We start from the raw sequence: 23,465 nt of genomic DNA, 5'->3' as shown, positions 1-23,465 counted from the left end.
TGAAGGGCTGGCAACCGCGCTAAGTGTCAGCCAGATGAACCCAACGGCCATGACGGTGGCCGCCATCGATGCCGGAAACCTGCTGCCGGTGGCCCGCGCCTTGCGCACGCGCTTTCCCGCTACCCGGCTGATAGTGGCGGCGGATAACGACACCACACCGGGCAAGGCCAACACCGGCAAACAGTGGGCGGAGAAAGCCGCCCGCGAAGTGAACGGCTGGGTGGCTCTGCCGCCGACCGATGAAAAAGCCGACTGGGACGACTACCGCCAGCAGGCCGGTATCGAGGCGGCAACCCGCGCCTTTCAGGCATCGCTGTATCAACCGACCGACGACACCCCACCGGCCAGACGCGAGCCGCTGGCCCCGTTTGTGGACAGCCGCGCCACCGGGGTGTACTGGGTGACGCCCAAAGCCGACCGGGACAGCGGCGACATCATCCAGCACGAGCAGTGGTTATCCTCCCCGCTGGCGGTGGTGGGCGTCGGGCGTGATGACGCCGAGCAATACCTTATCCTGCGCTGGCAGCCTGCCGGGGCGACACAGGCCGTAACCGCTGCCCTGCCGCTGGCAGACGTGGGCGAGCGCGAAGGCTGGCGCACGCTCAAGGCGGGCGGTGTAACCGTCACCACCCGGCCCTACCTGCGCGCCATTCTGGCCGACTGGCTCTAGCGCCAGCACAGCGGCGAGGTCTGGCATATCGCCCACAGCACCGGCTGGCAGTGCGGCGCGTACCTGATGCCGGATGGCGAAGTCATCGGCACCCCGTCGCGCCCGGTACTGTTCCGGGGCCGCAGCGCTACCGCGTCCGGTTACGGCATCAGTGGCACGGCGGAAAGCTGGCGCGAGTCGGTGGCCCGGCTGGCATCCGGCAACCCGTCGATGATGACCGCCATTGCCGCCGCCCTGGCCGCGCCGCTGATTGGCCTGTCCGGTTCGGACGGCTTTGGGCTGCATTTCTATGAGCAGTCGAGCGCCGGGAAAACCACCACCGCCAATGTCGCCACCAGCCTGTACGGCGACCCGCAGGCACTGAAGCTGACCTGGTACGGCACCGCGCTCGGTATCGCCAACGAAGCCGAAGCCCATAACGATGGTCTGCTGCCGCTGGATGAAGTCGGCCAGGGAAGCGATGCACGGTCGGTGTCCACCTCGGCCTACACGCTGTTTAACGGTGTCGGCAAATTGCAGGGCGCGCGGGAAGGTGGCAACCGGGAGCTGAAACGCTGGCGAGCAATGGCATTCAGTACCGGCGAGATCGATCTGGAAAGCTATATCCGTGCTGACGGTGGGCGAGTGAATGCGGGCCAATTAGTGCGCTTGCTCAATGTCCCGATCACCAAAGCGACGGTATTTCATGGCTATCAGAATGGCAAAACCCATGCCGACGCGATCCGGGATGCCAGCAACGCCCATTATGGCGCGGTTGGTCGGGCGTGGATCGCCCACCTTGCCAGCCAGAAAGAAAATGCGCTGGCAACCTACCGCGAAACAGAACGGCGCTGGTTGTCACTCTTACCCGATGATGCCAGCGAACAAGTGCGACGTGTGGCGTCACGTTTTGCCTTACTGGAGGCGGCTTTGTTGCTCTCTGCCTCTTTTACGGGCTGGACAGCGCAAGAATGCCACGATGCGTTGCAGCATAGCTTCTATGCCTGGGTAAATGAATTTGGCATGGGCAATCGTGAAGCCAAAGCCTGGGTAGAACAGGCCGACGCTTTTTTGCATCAATTTGGCTACAGCCGTTATTTGCCCCACCCCAATCCTGATCCACGCGATTTACCCATCAAGGATCTGGCGGGGTATCGGGTGAAAAAGCCGGGAGCCGATACACTGGTATTTCACACCTTCCCCGCCGTGTTCAATAATGAAATTGCCGCTGGTGCCAATGCCGCCGCGTTTGCCCAGGTGCTGGCCGATGCCGGAATGCTGGATAAACCCGCCAAAGGCATTACACGTAAATCACTGCGCATTGACGGCAAGCAGCCACGCTTTGTGGTACTCATGACGCTCGACGACGAGGAAGAGTAAATCACGCGTAAGATAAAATAAGGTCGGTTCGGTAGGTTCAGTCGGTTCATTATTTTAATACATTGATTTATCGCTATTTTAACTTGAATAGTGAACCGCCTTTAGCCATTTTGAACCGACCTGACCAAATGCCCCTTTTCTGGCTGGCTTAATGAACCGACTTTCACACCGCGTGAACCTACCCCTGGGTCGGTTCAATTCTGAAAATAATTATCCTATCTATCAATCAGTTGACTACGTGAACCGACTGAACCTACCGAACCGACCCACTTTTGCTTATCTATAAGCATTTGCGCACACAAAAATCATGATGGGTTAATCCACTGTCAATGAAAAAGTGCGCAAAACGAAACCGAACGGCGACGGTTAAATGCGCAATGTGGTTCGCAGTGGGTGCGCATATCTGTGCGAACTGCGAACCACGCCGCAACCCGCGCCACACCTGATTTTATTCAATTTGAAATCAATTTTTTGGTCGGTACGCATGTATAGAAATGTTAAGGTTTTTTGCGCAGTCGGCACGGCGGGAAACGGTATGGGGAACGTACCTAATAATGGTAGATTAGGGGATAGTCTCGATCTATGGTCGAGTAAAACACAACTGGAGACTGGCTAAGCTCGACGGTCTGCTATGTGACAAAAGCGGACTCTGCAAGCGTTATGTTAATCTGTAAGGGAAGGTCAGGTAAATTAGATAGCTTTCAACAGAATTTTAATTTCAAGTGATTGATAAGATATAATTTTTATGTTGCGGGGGATTAGTAGTTATGGCAGTCAATCTTGATAAGCCACAGCGTTGGAAAGAAGATGTAGCAAGATCGGTTGATATGTATAACCAATGGTTTTTGAATTTTGCTCCTGGAGCTTTTCGCGCGACGCGGATTTCAGCTACAGCTTCTGTTGAAGCTAGCCTTCTAGCCACGTCATATCTTCGCGATATACGCCCAGAAACCATGAAGAAAACGCCCAGCATACTTTCGATGTTAAGGATGGCTACCTGTCCACCGATAGCGGTTGATAGGCTAATAGGGTTGGCTGGCGTGAATTCTAGCTTAGTCAAAGCCATGGAAAAAGATAATAGATTGCCTGTAAGAATTGCTGTTGATCTTCTGGATCGAGAGTTGCAGAAGATTGGGGAAATTATTGAGCGAATGGCCGATCCAGATATTTTTGTGTGGCTAGCTCGAGGTGATGAGCCAAAGCAAGAAGAAATTCATCGGGCGGCAACTATTGTAGCTGATCGATTATGCGGTGCTCAGGCTAACCCAATAATCCGTAACGAGCAAGAGAAGCGACAACTAGCAAAGATCAAAGCATGGCTAGAAGCAAGGGGCTATACCGAAATAGAGACAAAAGCCCGTGTCGATTTTCAAAATATGGAACCCGGCACGTTCAGTTTCCGCCTAAACGTAAAAGTTCGTGCTAATACGATTAATATTCCTGTTGATGCGGTAATCATGCCTATCACCGCTAATAAAGGTGACTTGCCGCTTTTGATTGAGGCAAAATCTGCTGGAGATTTCACTAATACTAACAAACGACGGAAGGAAGAGGCCACAAAAATGGTACAGCTCAAGCAGTCCTATGGTGATAGCGTTAATTTTGTACTTTTTTTATGTGGTTACTTCGATAGTGGGTATTTGGGTTACGAAGCGGCTGAAGGTATAGACTGGATTTGGGAGCACCGAATTGATGACATGGCAGAATTGGGTTTATGATGATTGAGAAATTAGAAGCAGAACGGTTATCCATCCAGTTAGCATTAGATAAAAAGAAAACCTCTGCGGAACGAAATCGACTTGGTCAGTTTGCAACTCCGCCCATGCTGGCACATGACATCCTAACTTATGCAAAAGGATTGTTGCCGAAAAATTGTCCAGTCAATTTTCTTGATCCGGCGTTAGGTAGCGGTGCGTTCTACTCTGCGCTTAAGCGTGTATTTGCTTCTGAACAGGAATTGATTAAATATGCAGCTGCGTTTGAAATTGATCCGCATTATGGAAAACCTGCGCAAGCTCTTTGGGAGTCCCAAGGACTGAACTTGACTCACGGTGACTTTACCAAGTTTGAACCAGATCCTCGTTTTAATTTGATCATATGCAATCCACCTTATGTTCGCCATCATCATTTGTCTGGCGATGATAAGATGAGGTTACAGAAGCGAAGCATGGACGTTAGTGGCTGCAAATTAAGCGGGCTAGCTGGACTTTATGCTCATTTCCTATTGCAAACCCATGCCTGGATGGCTCCCGGCGCAATTGCTGGGTGGCTAATCCCGTCCGAGTTCATGGATGTTAATTATGGCCGTGAAGTTAAACGTTATTTATTAGAAAAAGTAACCTTACTGAAAATTCATCGATTCTCTCCAGGTGACGTCAAGTTTACTGATGCTCTCGTTTCTTCTGCGATTGTATGGTTCAAAAATGAGTTGCCTTCTAAAGATAATCAAACGGTTTTTAGCTTTGGAGGAAGCCTTTTAGCTCCTCAAATTGAAAAAAATTTGAGCCGAAAGGATCTCACTGCTGAAAACAAATGGACTCGATTTCCTAAATATGAGGTTCGAGATAAAAATATTATAGAAACCCAACTGCTTGGTGATTTATTTTTTGTAAAGCGTGGGTTAGCTACAGGTGATAATAAATTTTTCGTGCTCAGTGAGCAGCAAGTGAAAGAGCGAAATATCCCTTACGCTGTTTTAAAGCCTATTCTTCCTAGTCCACGCTATGTTGAAGGGAATGAGATTATGATTGATGCTGATGGCTTACCCACTAATGTTAGTCGGTTGTTCTTGCTAGATCCTCAAATGGATGAGGACAAAATAAGATATACATATCCTACAGTGGCAGCCTATTTAGATGAAGGTAAAGTTGCTGGTGTTGATAATGGTTATCTATGCCGTGGACGAAAACGGTGGTATGACCAAGAGCAGCGATTACCAGCACCCATTGTCTGTACATATATGGGGCGATCCGATAGCAAGAGCGGACGACCGTTTCGCTTCATTCGTAATCGCTCACTAGCAACAGTGGCAAACTCCTATTTAGCTTTATATCCTAAACCAGCTTTATTGGAGTTGTTAAATAAGGACCCAATTTTTATTGACAGTATATGGCAACAACTCAACACTATTTCCCCTGAAATTTTGCTAGGTGAAGGGCGGGTTTATGGTGGTGGTTTACACAAGCTAGAACCTAAAGAGCTGAGCAAGGTTCCTTTGAAGCTGTTATAGAAGATTACGTTACAGGTGCATTTTTTTTGGTAAATTTTAATATGTCATTTGCTTCTTAGGCACCTCATTGGCATTTTGCTTTCATAGCCAGGAACACCAGCATCTTTCAATGACGCAATCAGTTCATCAAAATCAGCACCTGTAGTTGCTATCTGCTGATCGTTGTTTTTGGCAACTGCGACAACCTGCTTTTGTGAATCGTCAAAACTAACTTCAATATGCCAGCCGTTTTCCATGTTGTAGCCAATGCACATAAACACCTCAGATTCAGTTGAGTGCGCGCAAGCAGCGCCGGGCGATTTGGGGCGATGATTTCCCACCCGCAGACAACTTGCTTAACCCTGCTCGGTGGCTTGCAAAGCCAGGCCGGATGCGCTGGGAAACCTTTGAAAGAAAATTAGCTCGGTTGATAAAAACCGAGGCCGCATATTGGCGGGTGTCAGATGCGAAAATGGCAAGAATGACCGGACGGCTGATTAGGAAGGTAGAAAAGGTAGAGCGGGAAGCCAGAAAAGCAGCCTGTTAAACACCGGGCTGTGGCATTGTCTGTTTTTTAAGCGCGCAACTGGATGTTTATTATCATGTACATTAAGATGATCACTATAACAGACATTTCACAGGTGATTTATGGAACGCATTCTTGCTGAAAAATCTATCAACATCACCGAGTTAAGAAAAAACCCGGCGAAATATTTTATTGATGAACCTGTTGCCGTTCTCTCCAACAACCGCCCGGCTGGCTACATGGTCAGTGCCAAGGTGTTTGAAGAACTGATCGACCTGTTGGAAGAGAAGCAGGGCAGGGTGCATACCGTTGCGCGTTTTCGTCCAAGCGCTGAAAGGTTAAGCGAGATTGCGCAGAACGGGCAGACACTGCTGCAAAACGCCTCTGACAAGGATCTGACCGAGTTCTCTGAAGAGCATCAGGATTTTCAAATCAACGCTTATCCGCCAGCAATTAAGCCCGCAAGAGCTGGATGATTTGGTGGCGGATTTTCTGTCGTATAAAAAAGAGGGCGTGTTGCCGGATACCTTTGGCCGTGACGCCCCTTACGATGATGACCAAACCTATCCCCTGGTAAAAGAAGAACAGGTAGCGCACATCCATCTTGCTGATGCGGATGCCCCTTTCCCTAAATTTTTACGCCAGTTCAAGCGAACCAGCGATCAGGCTCACTTGGTGTACTGTCAGGGTGCCAGTGATCCAGATGACTACCTGCTTATTATCATTCTGAAACCCGAAGCGCATAAGATGGCGCGAAATAATAACCACATGCACAAGATAGGCATGATGGCCGAAGCATTCAGAATGAAGTATTGAGTTGTTTAAAAAACACCCAAATAATCGGGGCGCAAAAGCCGCTGGGGTATATTTGGGGGGTATCAATAAAGATGTAATGGATTATTTTTTAATATTATCAATATATTAATTTTTATATTTCATTCATCCGACCAGAAGATTCATCTTTTCCCTACCCCTGGTGTTTCGACAATCTCCGAGAGATTACATCGACAATCAGCATGACGGGAGGAATAACAATCAATGCGCCCATCGCGGGTATCAGGCCAATATCTTCCCCAAGCTTACCGAGGAATAACGGTGCTAAAAGCAGGGCCAGCCCCACTGACTGGGTCGCGCCAGCAGAAATTTTCGAGAGTAATTCTGGCGGCTGCCATGTTGCGATAGAGAGAATCAGCGGGAAAAAATTGCCAAGACAGGCGCCAGCCACAGTAAGACCAATAACCGCAGCGGTAATATCCGGCACCAGCCAAAGCAATAGCATACTCATACCACTGAGAATAATCGTCCATAAAAGAATGGCCTGAATGTTATAACGAACCAGCAAGCGGCTTACCACAATTCGCCCGGCAATCGTACCGCCAAAGAAAACCGCCATCATCGCCACACTGTTTGCTGCCGAGAGTGAAAGCTGTTCTTCCAGAAATTGTGCGCCCCAAAAGCCGATTCCCCATTCAGCAGCGATGCCAAGAAAAATCATCCCGAACATCAGGTAAGCGACAAGTGGCAAACGCGTAATGTTGGCGCCAGAAGTATGGGGGGTGATAGTGGCGCGTGGTGGCGTCGTTGGAATATTTTGGGGAATGACGCACAGCAAGGGCAGTAAGGCAATGAGCGGCAGAAACATGGCGATACGCCAGCCTGCACCAGACTCTACGGAATAACCAATTACTAACGGGCCAATAAATACGCCAATCGCGGAAAAAATGCACCCTTCGGTAATCGCTATGCCGCTGTTTTCGGTGTGGTGACGGGCCAACGCTTCCTGAATGGCAATCTGCATTGCTCCGCCAGACAGGCCAAGCACGAGCGACAGAATCAGGTTGCCGGCAATACCTAGCGGTAAGGCAAATACCGCGACAGTAACCGCCACTGCCCAGGAACTGCTCAGAAGGATCTTTTTAGGCGATGCTTTTGAGGCGACATGCGTAATAATAAAACCTGAAACAAACATGCCTATTGCATAAAGACTGAAATGCCAGCCAATGATGACTTTAGACATAGTGAGTTCATCACGCAGAAAAGGTGTAATAGACCCTAAAATAGCCTGATGAATACCGCAAACAACAGACATGATATACAGGTAAAGCGTGTAGTAGTCGCGCTTAAAGCGCGACTTTTCCAGACTCTGTTCAGCCATACATGAATTCCTTTCAGAGCGTAATGAATTATGGTGTACAGATGCCTTTAATCACTAAATGCTGAATCAGGATAATGGTTTTGGCATCAATAATGGTTCCTGCATCAATCATCTCAAGCGCCTCTTTAATAGGAACCTCAAGCACTTTAATATCTTCGCCTTCCGCAGCTATTCCGCCGCCGTCGTTGACACGCATGTCACGGGTGAAGGGCGCAATGAAAAAGTGCAGGCGCTCTGTAACCGAACCTGGGCTCATAAAAATTTCGCCAATTTTAGTGACTTCGCTGAGCTTGTAGCCCGTCTCTTCTTCAGCCTCGGTTTTTATCGCCAGAACAGGATCGCGCTCGTCCAACAGCCCGGCGCAGGCTTCAATCAACTCATAGTGGTGGCCAATTAGAAAGGCAGGCATACGGAATTGGCTGGTGAGGATGATGGTTTTATCATCACGGTTATACAGCAGAATGGTCGCGCCATGTCCACGGTCATACGCTTCGCGTGTAAAACGCTGCTCTGAACCGTCTGATCTGACGTAAGTCATGTCGTATTTGGTTAACGTTCCCCAGTCATTAGCCAGTATCTGTTGCTGATTAATGGTGGCGGTGGTGGCTACAGGGGTATACAAAGCGTGCTTCATAGTGATATTCCATTTGTGAGAGATTCAAGTTGAGTGAGCCAGCGAGTGCGATGTAATACCGCCTGACCGGCGTCAATGGTGAGATAGCTGTCATCGTTTTTTGTAAGGATAAGCTTATTAAACGAGGTGTAAATTCTGTTCGCTGCTTCAGTCTGGAGCCATTCCAGTATCTCTGAAACCGCCTCCCGGTGCGCAGAGGTGATGAAGCCGGCATACACTTCCGATTCTGTTCCCGTCGCTCTCGGCGGTTCGATAATCTTCAGACGGGGCAATTCGCGTTTGCGATTAAATGCGGCGATTTTAACCGTAACACCTGCTGCAATCTCGCCTTCTCCCGTCAGGCGGGCGGGTTCCCACGCTGAGTCAGGCCGAACCTGCACATTGCGGTAAATATCTGATAACAAAGGCCAGCCGTCGCTTTCACCGTAAGCTTGTAGCAGCGTAGTGAGCGCTAAAAATCCGGCGCCTGACTGTGCTGGATTGGGAAAGGCTATCCAACCGCGCAGGGCTGGATGAGCCAAATCCCGCCAGGTTTCGATATTGACGTTTAACTGTTTGAGAAGGTCAGGATCGACCACAATGGCTGTGGAGAATCCGGTGATACGAAGGTATCCATCCGCATCACCCTGAGGTGAAAATAGCTTATCACTGAGCGCAACGGTCTTGGCGGCGGTATCGGCCCAACCCAGAATCATATCGACCTGAGGGTTGTCCTTTTCGGCCTCCAGTCGGTTTCTCAGTGCAGCCGTAGACATGCGTTCAATCTCAATGGCAACATCGGGAAGATGCACAGCAAGTTGCCGCAGGTACTCTTCCAACTCGTACGGCTCGAATGAGCTATAGGCTTTTACACGTGCCCTTGAACCATCACCGGTTGGTGCTGAAATCACAATCGATGTCATGATGTTGTTTACCTCAACCTACAATGTTGCTAAAGCGGCTGGCCAGCAGCGGATCAGTGAAATCTGCAATCGCTGCTGAGGCGCCATACTTCAGCAGCGCATTTTCGTCGAGCGCACCTTTCAAACCAAAAGTGAAGATACCTGCGGCGGAGGCCGATTGTACGCCGGGACCTGAATCTTCAAACGCCAGCGCTTTATCCGGCGTGATCCCCAATCGGCGCATCGCTTCCTGATAGGGGTAAGGGTTTGGCTTGCTGTGGGGCAACTCCGCGCCAATCAGCAGGTGATCAACGGCGTCTAGCAGGTGTAAACCACGTAACATCATTTCTGCACTTTCGCGTGGCGCATTGGTCACGATGCAGATACCGACGCCATAGCGTTTGGCTTTCTCGAAAAACGCCGTGACGCCAGGGCGGCCTTCAAGCGGTCCGGTAAGTTGTTCACGAAACAAGGCTTCCTTACGTTCCCCCAGCTCATGACGTTCCTGCGACGGCATCTGCGGAAAAAGATCGCGAGTGATAGTCTCCATGGGGGCGCCCATGATTTTCTGATTGTAATAGTCAATGGTGACGGATTTGCCAAAATCGGCCAGTAACATATTGAATGCATTCAGATGCAGGCTGTCGGTGTCCAGTAGTGTTCCATCCAAATCAAACAGCAATCCCGCGTTCGTTTTCATGTCTGTTTATCCTTTTCCTGATGGGCTGATATCACTGACCTGGCTTCAACACGCGGTCCAGTAATGGGGAATAGCGTTGAATAGTGTCCGCGTTCATCAGGTTGGGGCTGGTCATAATGGCGCCATCCAGCGCATGTTGGCATCCTTTCGGGCAGGGTGAATCGTGCTGTGCAAGAGACGGAATGATGTGGGTCAATAGCGCCTCGGCCATCTGGATATTTTCTTTCATCTGCTGGCTTACCATGGCGGCATTCACATCGTCATGGGCGCTGTGCCAGCAGTCGTAATCTGTCACCATGGCTATCATGTTGTAGCATAGCTCAGCTTCTCGACAGAGTTTGGGTTCTGGCATCGCCGTCATGCCGATGACCGTACCGCCGATTTGCTGGTGAAAAAGAGATTCGGCGCGGGTTGAAAAGTGTGGTCCTTCCATCACGACATACAGACCTTCAGACAAATGAGGGATGGATTGCGCTTCCAGGGCGTTAACGATGTGGGTATGGTTATTGCCGCACACCGGCTCGCCGAATGGCACGTGGGCAACCACGCCGGAGCCAAAAAAGGTATTCACGCGGCGGTATGTGCGATCAATAAACTGATCAATGGCCACAAAGGTGCCAGGCGGTGCGGCTTGAGTCAGGCTGCCTACTGCGCTGAAAGAGAGAACCTGAGTAACCCCCAGCATTTTAAGCGCGGCGACATTGGCTCTGACGTTAATTTCTGACGGTAGACGAGTATGTCCAATGCCGTGACGATTAACGATGGCGACAGGCACACCGGCAATTTCACCCAAGGTGATATGTCCGGAAGGGTCACCGAAAGCGGTAGTGATTTCCACGCGCTCAGGAGATGCAATAATCGACAGCTTGTCCATACCACTGCCACAGATAATGCCAATGCGGGGCGTTTTATTCATGAGAGACTCCTGTGTCCATTTCGCTAACGGCATGGTGATTCGGTTTGACAAGGCGATGATAAAGTTCGGAGAGCGCAGCCGGTTGGTGTTGCGAACCCAAAATCATCCCTGTGGAAATATATTGTGTATATCGGGGTTCATTCACTTTAAGCGCCCAGTCCACGGCAGGCAGATATTGATAACGGACATTGGGATAAATATGGTGTGCCAGATGGTAGGCGTCGGATATGGGATATATCAGATAACGCTGAATGCTGCCGAGCAGACCTGAAAAATCGGTAGCGCGCCCGTGTTCATAATCGTGCGCTAATCGATCTCTTTTAGGATCATAGGTCGTATGCCAGCGATGCTTTGACAGCAATGACCACCATGCAAACAGCGGGTAAACCGTGAAAATCGGCACCAGCCAGCCCACTATTACGGCGGCAACACCGCCAAGAAACCAGTAAACGCCCACAATACTCAGCGTTGCGACTGCCCGAAGCAATGCAATATTTACCGTCGAATTCTCGTAAAGCGTGTCATGTATATTTCCACGGATATTGTTAATTATCCCCTTTGGGCGCACAGGATAAAGCAGTGCCCAAATGAACTGGGAACGGGTAATACCAGGATTCATACCTGCGGCACTGACGCGCCGCAGATTAGGGTCTTTCCCTGGAATATCCGCATTAGGATGGTGATCACGCACATGGGTATTAAAGCGTGAATCCATGTCCCTTTTTAAGGCAGGAAACTGGAAAAAGACGTTCGACAAAAACCATTGAAACTTTTTAGAACGACACAACGCAACATGCAGTGCATTATGTCCAATCTCTTGTAATGCACGCAGTCGGCCAGCGGTAATAATCGCAAGCAGTAATCCGGCCACAGGGTGATAATCTGACCAGCGGAAAAACAGCACCGACGCGAATATTTCCAGCCAGCAATAGATAAAAGGTAAGGGTGCCAGCATGGTGTCATAACGTTTGTAATAGGTGATATGTCCTTTCTCAGCCGGCGCCAGTTTCAGCTTGGGCAATATGCGCTCGCCATCCCGGTAATAGAATTTCAGAAGCAGGCGAATGCAGATGCTGAGCAGAATCATCGCCAGCATGACGTTAAAGACATGGGCCGAATTTAACATGTCAGTTCCTCCCGATGAGGGGTAAACCAGGCGCGGTGTACCGCAGGCAAATCATCAAATACCTGAGCATGGATCGCGCGCAGGCGTTCATCCGTTTGATGTCCATGAGAAACCGACGCCATCTGCCAGCCGCACAGTCTGGCAATCTCAATGTCATGATCGGTATCACCAATCATCAGTGCGGTGTTGCCAGGTTTACCCAGAGCCCTATCGAGCTGCTGAGCAATCTCCTGCTTGCCCATGGCCTGAGTATTTGTTAGCCCATAGACATGATCAACTAAATGACTAATGCCAGCATTATCAAGATTGTGCTGCAAAGTTTGATGCTGGCTTGCCGAGAGTACGGAAATGCTGATGTTACGGGCTTTCAAGTCTTGCATCATGCTAAGTGCGCCATGATGCAGTGGACAAAAACCAATCTCATTGTTGAAGATGTTGAGATAAGTTTTAATCAGATCATCGAACTGTACCGACTCGCAATCAATGCCCAATGCCTGATAAAAAGAACGGATAGGAAAGCCAAAGTGCTGGCGATACAGATCTGCATTGAGCGGCGGCAGCATTTGCGAATCTCTTACGGCATTCACGCCTTTTACCGCCAGAGCGAGATCGTCTACCAGAGTGCCATTCCAGTCGAAAATAACGTGATTGATTTTGCTGCGATAATTCATTGAGATAATTCCTTACCGTATGGTGCGCGCTATCGCGCTGGAGAGTGATGCCAGAACGATGGGCAGGCGAAACACCGACTCTTGTTTCTCTAGTAGATTCATAATTTTAAGCATGGTGATGGCAACATCGCGCCGATGAAAAGAGGCGGCCTGAACCAGATTGAGATAATGCGACGTCAGCCGGTGCTTAAAGGTAGTGATAGCTTCCGTGGGTTGCAGGCTCTCATCACTTTTCCTGGCCAGTTCCCAGGATACGGCGGTTGCAGCCACGAGCTTCTTAAAAACCAGCCGGGCTGACAGTGTTCCGTTAAGGTAGCCGGGAATTTGTTGCGCTAACGCTTCGATCTGAAGGGCGGAAACGCTCATTCCCTGACTATATATGGGGTTAATGCTGCAAAGCGCATCGCCGATTACCAAAAAGCCTTCTGGCCATGTTGGTAGTAAGTCATAGCGACGACGAAGGCTGGAGGGCATTTTAAATTGATGAAAATCACCCAACGGCTCTAGTTTTTGCACTTCATCATGAATATCCGTTACCGGTAGTTCCGCCAGAAAACGCATAAAATCGGCTTCGTTGGGTTTAGGGCTGTCGCCAAACCAGCCACCGGCGGTAACAATATATCTGTCGCCTTCAACCGGACTGATAACCGCCATGGTGCGGGTTTTCGGTAAATTCGGTGTGACCAGCAGCACTTTCCAGCCGGTTTGACGGGTGTTATCGCGCTTGTAGACACGGGAGACATAACCAAGCTGGTTGGCGACCTCTTCTCGTTCTACTTCACCGTATCCCGCCTGTTTCAACCAGGAAGATGCTTTAGAGCCTCTGCCGGAGGCATCCACAACCAGATCCGCGAGTATCTGCTGATCGTTGCCGGATTCACTGACAATCACTCCTTTAACCTTGCCGTCCTCGTGAATGAGTTGTTTCACCCTGGTGCCGTCAAGAACGCTGACGTTCGCAAGCTGAATAGCTCTGCGCCTGATTACGTGCTCCAGCAGTGTTCTTGAACAGTAGTGTGCGGTAATTCCGGTAGGCCAGCGTTGTTTCCAGCCAACTCCGGCGTAGCTTTTAACGCCATGTGATAAATCTATCTCTTGAGCACCGGCCTCAAGTAGCTGCGACTTAAGACCCGGATAAAGTGATTCCATAATCTGCAAGCCACGCTGGAGTAACAAATGTACGTGATGTTCCTGCGGCACGGTCTGGCGAGGTTCAGGGTTCTCATGAAAGCGATCAAAATCCAGCAGAATCACCTGCTGGAAATGTCTTGAAAGTACAGATGCAGTCAGGCAACCAGCAATACTGGCACCAATCACTACCGCTTTATTAGCGGAACAGGTGTGTTGAGTCATAACTGCTCCTCCTTGATATCTGAAGGCTGGAAACGGTTCAGAGCGTTGACGATGGTATCAATCTCAGGCATTCCAATTTCCGGATGAACGGGAATAGTGGTGATGGAAGAGAGCATTCGCTCCGCATTCGGACAAGAAGCGTGCCGTTCATGTAAAACCGGGTACTGATACAGCGCTTTACAGTTATAAAGGGCGATGTCAGAAGGAATGCCCGACTGGATCTGAAAGGCGAGTAGACTTTTATTGCACCCGGTTAAGGAACGAATCAGCAAGCGCGTGCCCGCAGGTTCACCGCCAGCAAGAACAGGCAAGGGTTGCAGAAAAGGATTGCGAAGCCGCTGACTTATCGTCTGCATGGTGTCCAGCCGGTGCTGTACGTCCTGTTCCAGGCGCTGTAGCCTGGCAATGCCGAGAGCGGCTTGCAATCCGCTGAGCGAAAAATTAAGAACCGGTTGCGCCTCGTTGAAGTGACACTGCGTAAAGGCTCTGGCTCTGTGTGCCAGTTCACGGTTGTCAGTCAGGACCGCGCCGCCTTCGCCCGTGACCAGCGTTTTACTGTGGTGTGTTGAAAACGTTGCCATATCGGCCCATTTCCACAGTAACTGACCACGCCATGTGGCCTTATGCGCCAGTGCAATATCCAACAGGTAGAAAAGTCCTTTGCTGTGGGCGAATTCACCGACACGTTGCGCATCTACCGGATAACCCCACATCGGGATATCGATAATGGCTTTTGTCCGGTCATTGATAAGCTGCTCAGCCATCGCCAGGTCGATGGTAAAATCATCAGGGCTGATGTCACAAAACACGGGTTCCAGCCGCAGAAACGTGAGGGCATAGACGGTACAAAGCGGGCAGGTCGGGGTTAATAAAACGTTATCGCCGGGTTTTAGCCCCATGGCACTTAACGCCACCACCAGAGAACCATATCCCGAAGAGGTTGCGATAGCTTCTGATGCACCAAAATGTCTTTTCAACTGTTGTTCATAGGTACTCACCACCTCTGAGTCGCCGCGAATCCCTTTTTTCAGTGCGTCTAACATCAGCGCTTCTTCTCCGGCGCCGGATGGATAAAAGCTTTCTTTAATGTGCTCCAGGGTCGTCATTGCGCGGCTTCCTCCTGAAGAGACATAACAGCCCATTTTTGCTGCATTTTTACTGCCTCAGGCGCTTGCCAGAACAACGGTTCAAGCAAACGATTGAGTATAGGAAGAGGCTGCCAGCTTATGCCGCACGTGGTGGCACGTTCTTTGTCTATTACCACGATAGAGAACGAGTTGTTTTGCAAATCAGGAAGTTGCGGAACGGAAACGCGTTCACAGTCAGTCTTCGCCCGGTCTATCTGCGCTTGCACGGCGCGGCGCTGGAGACCCAGAGTGTTAAGCCTCACCTGGCCCAATGCGCACTGGATGCCGCTAAGCTTATGATTAACACCTAAATGAATGCCGTCCAGATCGGAAAACTGTGAATAGCTTTTCGCTCGCGTACCCCAATCCTGGCGGCGATAAAATATTGCGCCGCCCTCGCCGGTAGACATTGCGGAGCTGCCTTCACGAAGCGACAGGAAAGCCATATCAAATCCGGCACAGCGCTGAGGTAGCTGCGGGTTCAACGTCAGTAGCGGAGTTATTTCAAGCAACGAAAACAGGTGTTGTTCTCTGCATAAATCATGGAGTGCAGAGAAATCCTGTCGGCAGTCAAAATGCGATGAAATCAGCACTGCACGGGTACGGCTGTTCACTTTTTTTCTTAATGTCGCAAGATTAAGTCGCAAGCTGTCGGGGGCATAATCAATCAGCGCCAGCGCTATTCCTGCATGTAGCAAGGCTGAAATAACCCAGTCGGAGACATCTGGGCTGACGATGACTTCGTCACCGGGCTGGAAATCAAGTGCGCCGATCATCACGCTCACCGCCCCCGTTTCGGACGATGTCGTTACGCAGCGTGAAAAGCACGCAAACTCAGCCAGTGCTGCCTCAAAAACGGACACGGCAGCGAGTGCATTGTCCATGTCACCTACGGCAACAGACATGACGGCATCGAGTTCGCGTTTAAGCTGCGACGTGGCGCACGAGTCGGTTAAAGTCGCGTTGCACATAATCAGCCTCAGCGAAGAAAATTGCTGCTGACGACACTGGCAATGTAATCAATATCGCTGTCATCCAAGCCTTCATGGCAGGGGACAGTGAAGATGGTGTCGATAATCTGTTCCGCATTGGGGCAAGGTTCGGCGTATTGCGTAAACGCTGGCTCTTGATAAAGCGGTTTGTATTTGTAGCGTGTGGTGTCAGACATCACGCCTTGATTTAGCATCTGAATGCCTTGCTCCACGCTGGAACCATTCAGGTGGTAATAAACCAGTGAATAGCCATTCACTTCCTCGCCCTGATAGCGGGGGAACTCTTTTATGCTGGGGATTTCTGAGAGTGCATGACGGACTTTGCTGGCACGAAGCCGGCGGTCAGCAATTTTCTGATCGAGTTTTTTGAATTGATTGATGCCCAGCGCGGCGCAAAGAGGCGGCAATTTTGCGTTGGTGCCGATGTCTTCGCCCAAAATATAACCGCTGCTGCGACTGGAGGCTTTAAGCCCGTGGTGTTGCCAGCTCAGCATCCGCTCGTAAATATTTTCATTGTTGGTAAGACAGAACCCGCCTTCACCGGTGCTGACCAGCTTGCGCTCATGGGTTGAAAAACAGGAAACATCGCCAAACGTACCGAGGTAACCGCCGTCTGAACGGGTGCCAAAAGCATGGGCACAGTCTTCGATGAGCTTAATCCCCTGCGCCTGACAAAAATCGGCAACGGCTTTCATTTGCAGTGGGTAACCCCACATCGGTACGACAATCAGCGCTTTTATTGGATGCCGTTGTACTAGCTGCTTCAGGTGGTTGAGATCCGGGCTGAACGTGAGCGGACCGACGTCACAAAAAACCGGCACACATCCGGTAGTGATGATCGGTAAAATCGTCATGATGGGCGCGGTGGGTGGAAGGGCGATGGCATCACCTGGCTCTAGCCCCAGGCCACGGATAGCCAGTTCAATCGCTACCGTACCATTGTTGCAGGCCAGCGCTTTTTGGGTACCGAAATAATCACTAATGACCTGTTCATATTCGCCAATAATGGGAGACTTTCCTGAAAAGCTGGTGGTATTAAAAGAATTAACCACCGCGTCATAGTCACTTTGATCAAAATTGATGTGCAGATTCTGGTAGGATTTATTAATCATAGTACTCGTCCTTAAATAAACCTGATTAAAAGCAAACCTGATTAAATGTTAACGGTCGCAGGTTGCTTACAACTTTTTTCAATAGCATCCATACAGCGATACGTTTCAATGAGTGTTGAAAAAGCGGTTTGTGAATCACGTTCACCTGATTGTATGGCTGTAATGAAGTCCAATATTTCTCCGGTGTATCCCGCGCGTGCATAACCTGATGAAAGTGGACTCGCCGCCCAGGTATCACACCAACGCTTGGTCTCACCTTGTAAATAGGTCTTGCCTAAATCGGCTACGCTCAGGCTGTTGAGTGAGGTGCTTTTTATATGCAGCCGATTATCGGCAAGTACATCAAGATCAAATGTAAAGTGAGGGGAGGTATTGCTGGTGATTAGCGTACCATGACAATTATTCGCAAATTCCAGTAATACACTAAATACAATACTGTTGTCGGTGCTGTTGTCCGCGACAGATAATCTTTTTACCGGGCCGCACAGATGAATCAGCAGATCCAGTCCGTGGATGGTTTGGGCATGTAAAAATGATTTGAATAAATCATCATAGTCCCATAAAGCCGATACGGGTTTATTGGCCATCTGACGCAGACTAATCATTTGAATGCTGTCGTCATAAATATTCTGGATACGCTCAGTAATTTCGGCAAAACGGAAGTTCATGCCAGATGCAGTGACAACACCTCGGCGCTTGGCCATTTCCGCCAGACGAATAACATCTTCGTAGCTTGATGCTACCGGTTTTTCAAGCAAGACCGGGATGCCGCGTTCAATGGCATCACAGGCAATTTTATAGTGCTCGGTAGGATAACAGGAAACAATCACCGCATCAGGCCGACACTTATCCATCATCTCACCGTGATGAGTGAATACTCTTGATTCGTCAAAATTGAATAATTTTGCTGCCTCACGGCACTTTGCCGGGTCACTATCACAGATGGCGGCTATCTCAACACCATAAATAGTATTGCAGGCAGGTATCAGGTTTTCTCGCGCCTGTGCACCAAAACCAACAAAGCCGATTTTCATATTACCTCCATTTTATCTCTTAAAATTAAAACAGAAGGAAGCTGAGTAAATTTATCCAGCTGTTCGAGATTTACCCACTCAACATGTGATGCTTCTTCATCGTTAATTTTCAAAGGAGACGTTATATCAGCAAAGAAAAGGAAGCGTACGTCATAATGGTAATGTTGGGGTTCACGCGTATTTTGGGGGATAATATGAATATCAATGTCATAAATGTCATTGTTAATGATTTCAATATCCGAAAGACCTGTTTCCTCATAGGTCTCGCGTACTGCCGTTAACAACGCATCCGCTTGATTATCACAGTGCCCCCCTGGCGGTAACCACATGTTCAGTTTCTTGTGGCGTAACATCAGCGCATGATTACACGACGAATCAATAATAAAGGCTGTCGCAGTGACATGGCCTTCAGGCGTGTTGCGGTCAAATGGTCTCAGTGTGTTGTCGATAAAATCTTGCAATTTTTTTGCGTTAATTTCATCCCTTTCTGACGTGACATTGAAGTTATAACATGTCTTTTCATCGAATTTTATAACGGTGCTTCTTTTGATGTTCACTTCCTTCTCCAATAAATTGTGAACCACTGAGATCCTGTTGGCATACTTTCATCTTTAATAGAGAAATATTAACGGCTGGAAATTAATAAAAACAAAGTAATCAGAGAGACCGTTAAAATGTTAGTGTTACGTTTTTTCTTCGATGCGGATAAACCGTGCTCCAAAATATACCAAGAATCTATGATAAGATTTGGATATGATGAAGGCGTTTTTCACCAGGTAACTGCTGGTGATTTAATAATAAATTCATAGTTTAAAACTGACTGACGTGAGCTTTAGCAAATAGTTATTCCTGCAAAGGTGAGTGCATTCTTATTTACGTTGCCAGTGATACTAAATCAAAGAGTAATTAAGCAAACTTAAGTTCAGTTAACTTAATGTCGCAAAAAAAATTATGCAATCCTATTTTTATCAAATTTGCATTAAAGTTACTAAATTGTTAAATGTTATGGTGTTTTTTTCCCTCACTGATTGAACTATCCCGCTAAAAAAACCGGTGCATACATAAGCAGAATTTCTTACAGGCCATGTCACGTTGTTTATTTCCCTTGTTTGGTGGAAGGGAAAGGTATTAATGTATTTGTTTTATAACTGATTTTGTGCTTTTTCATTGCAGTCCGCTCTCAGGCGTGTGTGATTTTTTTGTCGGGAAGGCTGGTAAGGGATGCTGGCTAACCGGAATACAGATGGTTTCTTGTTGGAACTATCACGCTTGATAACAAGATGATTGCGATGCTAAGACCGGTTGAGTTTGGGCCACGGTTTCCTAAACTGTGCCGTAAACAGGACACTTCATAGATAACATTAAAAACTTGAATGAATGTTATGCTGATGAGCGGATTGCAAAGCGCTGAAGGCTTCAGTGTCAGGTCATTCAGTGATTGATGGCGGTACGCGTTATTATATTCATACACCCCGCATCGGTGATTCCCCTGACTTCGTGCTCCCCATTTTATAAAATGCAATGTACGTGTTTTCTAAAAAATGAGAGGTGGGTCATAATTAACTTTCATACAATGGCTCTTATTAATTTTCGATAATTTGACTTATCTGAGTTTTGTGAGCTCATAACCCTCGCTTTAATTACTTTATAAACTAAACTTCCCCAATTAAAAAAGGGAAAATACTCATTGATACTATTCTTTTTTTTCATGATTAGTTTTTGAGACTGTTCTTATTCTGAGATTGTTCTTATGGTGGTGTGCTTAAATTCGCAGAGGTAACTATCGTGCTTTCAAATGTATAATAATTGAGGTAAATAGATGGATTGGACCAGGATTCCCCCTCTTTATGCATTAAAAGCTTTTGAATCGGCAGCCAGGCATCAATCTTTTACTTTAGCTGCTGGGGAGCTATTAATTTCACAAAGTGCTATTAGCAAGCATATTAATAATATAGAGGTTTTTTTTGGAAGAAAGCTTTTCTACCGTAAGGGACCAAAGATTTTTTTGACTAAAGAGGGGGAGGTTTTGGCTGAAGATCTGCAACGTGCATTCGGGATACTCAGCAAGGCATGTGAGAATATTCATCATGATGGAAATGTGCTGAATATTAGCTCGCCTTGTACTTTTGCTTTACGTCAGCTCATCCCTGTTTTTAAGAAGTATAAAAATCAAGGTGGCTTTCCAATGGTTAATGTTGAAACGTTAAATGATGAATTTTCTCATTCCATTGTTGATTTAAAAATTCACGACGGGATTATCATCTATGGAGATGGCAGATTTTCTGATGAATGGGATCATACCTTGTTATCCTCTGAATATCTGATTGCCGTAGTGGCACCAGAATTGTTATATCTTTTTGAAACGGATGAGAAAATTTCAATTGATCTTATCTATGTGAAATCTAAGGAGTTAGATTGGTTTTTTTGGTGTGAAGAGGCTGGGGTGAAGGAAAAATTCCAGATTATCAATAAGTATGAGTTTGAATCTATGGATTCGGCAATTAGTGCTGCAATTAAAGGATTAGGCGTCGCTATTGTTGATGTCAGCATGGTTTTTGATGAGGTGATAAGAGGTATTTTATCAACCCCATTTAAATGTGCGTTCTATTCTGGTAAGGGGTATTATTTTTTAAAAAAGAAGAATCACATGGATGATAATATATTTTCTTTATTGGAGTATATCAAGGTCGATTTGTCGGATAAAAGTATAATAAATCTCTATTTTAATAACTGATGTGTTTTGTGATTTTTAATTTTGACGTGTTTCACGTCTACAGGAAATGATGTAAAAGAGGGACGTGTCAGAAAATAGTCGCTGTTTATATCCGGGTTGCAGTAGTGTTGGTTTATTTCATCACCTGACGCTTTCGGATTTCGGAGCTTGCCTGCAGCGTTCAAATCGGCATCAGCCGATTTGTCGCTGGGGATGAGTTACGTTACTTTATTCTGGTGAAATCAAAAGAAATAACCAACCCTTCCTCTGTTGGTATTGTTGACATCCAGATAAACGGTCTACCATTGGTGCATTAATTTACGCAGGCTAATGTGTTTAGTGTCGTTAATGAAAAGTGATGATTCGACTTCGATAATGCTTTATATCAAGCAAGGTTTCTTATTATTATAAATAACTCGTTGTGAGCGATTTGTCATGATCAATTTTTCATGAACAATGCCTAAAACAGCTTAAGAAGCGGAGGGATTGACCCGCACCGCTGCATTTCCGAATATTCTTCCGTTTAATAATAGGTGATGAGCGTAAGGTATTTCATCAAAATCAAAGACCCTGTTCATTGTTGGTATAATCTTTTGTTGATTAACAAGATGAAGAAACTCATTACACTCATGGAGATTGGCGTAGTGAGAACCTTGTATCCTTTTCTGATGCATCCATAAATGGCGTACATCAAAATCACAATTGTAGCCGGAGGTGCCTCCAACCGTGACGACCATACCGGAGTGATCGCAAATTTGCAGCGATGTAGGGAACGTATCTTGCCCGGCATGTTCAATGACCAGCCGGGGAAGCTCTTTTTTTCCTAATGCGTTAAAGAAATCGCGTCTGAAACTGGCGAACGTTCTGGACCATGACGTATGTTCATCGGACGTCACATCAGGAAGTCGGCCAAAATGTGAGTATTTTTTCCTGACGATATACCCTACGGCGCCAAGCTTGCGGACATATTCTCCTTTCTCTTCACTTGACACGACTGCGACGGGGAGTCCTCCGAGGGCTTTCACAATTTGTACCGATAATGAGCCTAAACCGCCTGCGGCTCCCCAGATGAGGACGGCATCTCCCGGTTTGACGTTATTCGGCGTCCAGTGAGTGAGCTGCTTGTAGGCGGTGGGACCATTCAGCATTAGCGTCGCGCTTTCCTCCCAGGTGAGAAAATCGGGCTTAGGGAAACATTGATAATCTTCGACGATGGTGAATTCCGCGAATGATCCGTAATTCCGCTCATAGCCGTAAATTTCCTGACTGCGGGTGAACATCGGGTCGTTTGCGAGGCGAGATTCAAGTGAGGTCGCGTCATATACTGAGCATGAAACCACCACGGCATCGCCCACGCTAACATTACTGACATGATGACCAACGGAATAAACAATACCTGCGGCTTCTGAACCACCAATATGAAACGGCTCGGCGTCTTTGTTTCTTTTACGGCGTACCGAGATAACATCGACAGGTTTCCCTAATGCCGCCCAGACATTATTATAATTCAGCCCTGCCGCCATCACTTTGATGAGAACCTGATTAGGCGATAACCTGGGAATGCTGATAGTTTCCAGTTGAATCGCGCTAAGAGGATCGCCGTAACGTTCTGGCCGAATCAGATATGCTTTCATCTCTTGAGGAACAGAAAAATTTGTCGTCATGTTGAACTCCTTGGTGAAATGAATAAGTGCTATCAATCTGTTTTTTATCAGATCGCTTTGATGGTCATAACGTATCCGTGAATCGCCGTGGGCGGCGCTCCACTAAATTAAATAAAAATCAGGTTGGTTAGATGTTGATTGGCGCTATCTCATGCTATTCCTTCATTGATTTTACTTTTTAATACAATGCCTGCTCCCGTTGCGCAAATACCGCCATGTGCGCTGAATAGCGTGGCTGAAATAAAAGCGATGTGATTATTTTTAATATCTACACGCGCCTCGATACGACAGGGTTTTTTACGTATTATACGTAATATTTTTACTGAAATTTCAATCACTCCGGCAGGTTTTCGACCCAGGGTGTTAAATCCACATAAACCGATTGCCGATTCCAGCGCCGCGCTGATTACTGCACCGTTAATACCGATTGAAGTGAGTGCGCCAAAGCCGCCTTCATGGCAGGGGTTATTGTCATTTATCGTCATGACGATGGAATTATCTTTTATATCAATAATCGAAAATCCCAGCGTCTTGAATAAAACCGAATCATTGAAAATAGATGTCAGTTCATTTTCAATCATAGCTCTTCTCCTGCAGATTGAATTGCTTAACGGGAATGTCTTA

At 47.7% G+C, this 23,465-nt stretch carries 21 protein-coding genes and 1 pseudogene; 6 read left to right on the top strand and 16 right to left on the bottom strand.

Features of this window, described 5'->3' with window-relative positions:
• The 3 genes and pseudogenes from Dpoa2040_RS03255 to Dpoa2040_RS03245 all read left to right on the top strand — a co-directional run.
• Positions 1 to 2,029: pseudogene (locus tag Dpoa2040_RS03255) on the top strand (DUF927 domain-containing protein); the annotation flags it as partial.
• Positions 2,030 to 2,796: 767 nt separating this feature from the next.
• Positions 2,797 to 3,747: a XamI family restriction endonuclease gene (locus Dpoa2040_RS03250; protein WP_168640280.1), complete on the top strand. Its 951-nt coding sequence runs from the start codon at positions 2,797 to 2,799 to the stop codon at positions 3,745 to 3,747.
• A complete protein-coding gene (locus tag Dpoa2040_RS03245) occupies positions 3,744 to 5,258 on the top strand; it encodes an Eco57I restriction-modification methylase domain-containing protein (protein WP_168640279.1) in 1,515 nt (504 codons plus the stop codon). The genes Dpoa2040_RS03250 and Dpoa2040_RS03245 overlap by 4 nt, the downstream gene beginning before the upstream one ends.
• A gap of 44 nt (positions 5,259 to 5,302) precedes the next feature.
• On the opposite strand, the gene Dpoa2040_RS03240 is transcribed toward Dpoa2040_RS03245, so the two are convergent.
• Positions 5,303 to 5,494: a hypothetical protein gene (locus tag Dpoa2040_RS03240; protein WP_168640278.1), complete on the bottom strand. Its 192-nt coding sequence runs from the start codon at positions 5,492 to 5,494 to the stop codon at positions 5,303 to 5,305.
• 391 nt (positions 5,495 to 5,885) lie between these two features.
• Between Dpoa2040_RS03240 and yafN the strand changes: the two genes are divergently transcribed.
• Complete coding sequence (yafN, locus tag Dpoa2040_RS03235; RefSeq protein WP_246867234.1) at positions 5,886 to 6,239, top strand: type I toxin-antitoxin system antitoxin YafN; 354 nt, start codon at positions 5,886 to 5,888, stop codon at positions 6,237 to 6,239.
• Entirely contained in the window at positions 6,181 to 6,579 is a 399-nt protein-coding gene (locus Dpoa2040_RS03230) for a type II toxin-antitoxin system YafO family toxin (RefSeq protein WP_168640283.1), read from the top strand. Before yafN ends, Dpoa2040_RS03230 begins: the two co-directional genes overlap by 59 nt.
• A 151-nt stretch (positions 6,580 to 6,730) precedes the next feature.
• Here Dpoa2040_RS03230 and Dpoa2040_RS03225 read toward each other — a convergent pair whose 3' ends face one another.
• The 13 genes from Dpoa2040_RS03225 to Dpoa2040_RS03165 all read right to left on the bottom strand — a co-directional run bounded on the left by Dpoa2040_RS03225 (position 6,731) and on the right by Dpoa2040_RS03165 (position 19,048).
• Positions 6,731 to 7,918 carry a sugar MFS transporter gene (locus tag Dpoa2040_RS03225; RefSeq protein ID WP_168640277.1) on the bottom strand — a complete coding sequence of 396 codons (1,188 nt, stop codon included), beginning with the start codon at positions 7,916 to 7,918 and terminating at the stop codon, positions 6,731 to 6,733.
• Positions 7,919 to 7,946: 28 nt separating this feature from the next.
• Positions 7,947 to 8,552: an NUDIX domain-containing protein gene (locus tag Dpoa2040_RS03220; RefSeq protein WP_042868932.1), complete on the bottom strand. Its 606-nt coding sequence runs from the start codon at positions 8,550 to 8,552 to the stop codon at positions 7,947 to 7,949.
• The gene (locus tag Dpoa2040_RS03215; RefSeq protein WP_168640276.1) at positions 8,549 to 9,454 is read right to left on the bottom strand and encodes an extracellular solute-binding protein; all 906 of its coding nucleotides are present in this window, start codon (positions 9,452 to 9,454) and stop codon (positions 8,549 to 8,551) included. Before Dpoa2040_RS03215 ends, Dpoa2040_RS03220 begins: the two co-directional genes overlap by 4 nt.
• A 13-nt stretch (positions 9,455 to 9,467) precedes the next feature.
• Entirely contained in the window at positions 9,468 to 10,133 is a 666-nt protein-coding gene (locus tag Dpoa2040_RS03210; RefSeq protein WP_042868936.1) for an HAD family phosphatase, read from the bottom strand.
• A gap of 31 nt (positions 10,134 to 10,164) precedes the next feature.
• On the bottom strand, positions 10,165 to 11,049 hold the full coding sequence (locus Dpoa2040_RS03205) for an MTAP family purine nucleoside phosphorylase (protein ID WP_168640275.1): 885 nt from the start codon (positions 11,047 to 11,049) through the stop codon (positions 10,165 to 10,167).
• Positions 11,042 to 12,145, bottom strand: coding sequence for a fatty acid desaturase (locus Dpoa2040_RS03200; RefSeq protein ID WP_246867233.1), 1,104 nt, complete (start codon positions 12,143 to 12,145; stop codon positions 11,042 to 11,044). Before Dpoa2040_RS03200 ends, Dpoa2040_RS03205 begins: the two co-directional genes overlap by 8 nt.
• 23 nt (positions 12,146 to 12,168) lie before the next feature.
• Positions 12,169 to 12,846 (bottom strand): HAD family hydrolase, encoded by a 678-nt coding sequence (locus tag Dpoa2040_RS03195; protein ID WP_042868939.1) that lies wholly within the window; start codon positions 12,844 to 12,846, stop codon positions 12,169 to 12,171.
• Positions 12,847 to 12,858: 12 nt separating this feature from the next.
• A complete protein-coding gene (locus Dpoa2040_RS03190) occupies positions 12,859 to 14,199 on the bottom strand; it encodes an NAD(P)/FAD-dependent oxidoreductase (protein ID WP_168640273.1) in 1,341 nt (446 codons plus the stop codon).
• Positions 14,196 to 15,305, bottom strand: coding sequence for a DegT/DnrJ/EryC1/StrS family aminotransferase (locus Dpoa2040_RS03185; RefSeq protein ID WP_168640272.1), 1,110 nt, complete (start codon positions 15,303 to 15,305; stop codon positions 14,196 to 14,198). Before Dpoa2040_RS03185 ends, Dpoa2040_RS03190 begins: the two co-directional genes overlap by 4 nt.
• Positions 15,302 to 16,231 (bottom strand): DegT/DnrJ/EryC1/StrS family aminotransferase, encoded by a 930-nt coding sequence (locus Dpoa2040_RS03180; RefSeq protein WP_168640271.1) that lies wholly within the window; start codon positions 16,229 to 16,231, stop codon positions 15,302 to 15,304. Before Dpoa2040_RS03180 ends, Dpoa2040_RS03185 begins: the two co-directional genes overlap by 4 nt.
• A 74-nt stretch (positions 16,232 to 16,305) precedes the next feature.
• Positions 16,306 to 17,430 carry a DegT/DnrJ/EryC1/StrS aminotransferase family protein gene (locus Dpoa2040_RS03175; RefSeq protein WP_168640270.1) on the bottom strand — a complete coding sequence of 375 codons (1,125 nt, stop codon included), beginning with the start codon at positions 17,428 to 17,430 and terminating at the stop codon, positions 16,306 to 16,308.
• Between the two features lie 41 nt (positions 17,431 to 17,471).
• Entirely contained in the window at positions 17,472 to 18,464 is a 993-nt protein-coding gene (locus Dpoa2040_RS03170) for a Gfo/Idh/MocA family protein (protein WP_168640269.1), read from the bottom strand.
• Positions 18,461 to 19,048, bottom strand: coding sequence for an NUDIX hydrolase (locus Dpoa2040_RS03165; protein ID WP_371810571.1), 588 nt, complete (start codon positions 19,046 to 19,048; stop codon positions 18,461 to 18,463). Before Dpoa2040_RS03165 ends, Dpoa2040_RS03170 begins: the two co-directional genes overlap by 4 nt.
• Before the next feature lie 1,235 nt (positions 19,049 to 20,283).
• Between Dpoa2040_RS03165 and Dpoa2040_RS03160 the strand changes: the two genes are divergently transcribed.
• Positions 20,284 to 21,198, top strand: a complete 915-nt coding sequence (locus tag Dpoa2040_RS03160; protein ID WP_042873798.1) for a LysR family transcriptional regulator — start codon at positions 20,284 to 20,286, stop codon at positions 21,196 to 21,198.
• Positions 21,199 to 21,647: 449 nt separating this feature from the next.
• Here Dpoa2040_RS03160 and ccrA read toward each other — a convergent pair whose 3' ends face one another.
• Positions 21,648 to 22,841, bottom strand: a complete 1,194-nt coding sequence (gene ccrA / locus Dpoa2040_RS03155) for a crotonyl-CoA carboxylase/reductase (protein WP_168640268.1) — start codon at positions 22,839 to 22,841, stop codon at positions 21,648 to 21,650.
• A gap of 149 nt (positions 22,842 to 22,990) precedes the next feature.
• The gene (locus tag Dpoa2040_RS03150; RefSeq protein WP_168640267.1) at positions 22,991 to 23,422 is read right to left on the bottom strand and encodes a PaaI family thioesterase; all 432 of its coding nucleotides are present in this window, start codon (positions 23,420 to 23,422) and stop codon (positions 22,991 to 22,993) included.
• Positions 23,423 to 23,465: the final 43 nt, after the last annotated feature.

It is taken from the genome of Dickeya sp. CFBP 2040 (assembly GCF_012273755.1).
GTDB lineage: Bacteria > Pseudomonadota > Gammaproteobacteria > Enterobacterales > Enterobacteriaceae > Dickeya > Dickeya poaceiphila.
The sequence above is the reverse complement of the archived record's forward strand: the minus strand, read 5'-3'. Positions and strand labels throughout refer to the sequence as shown.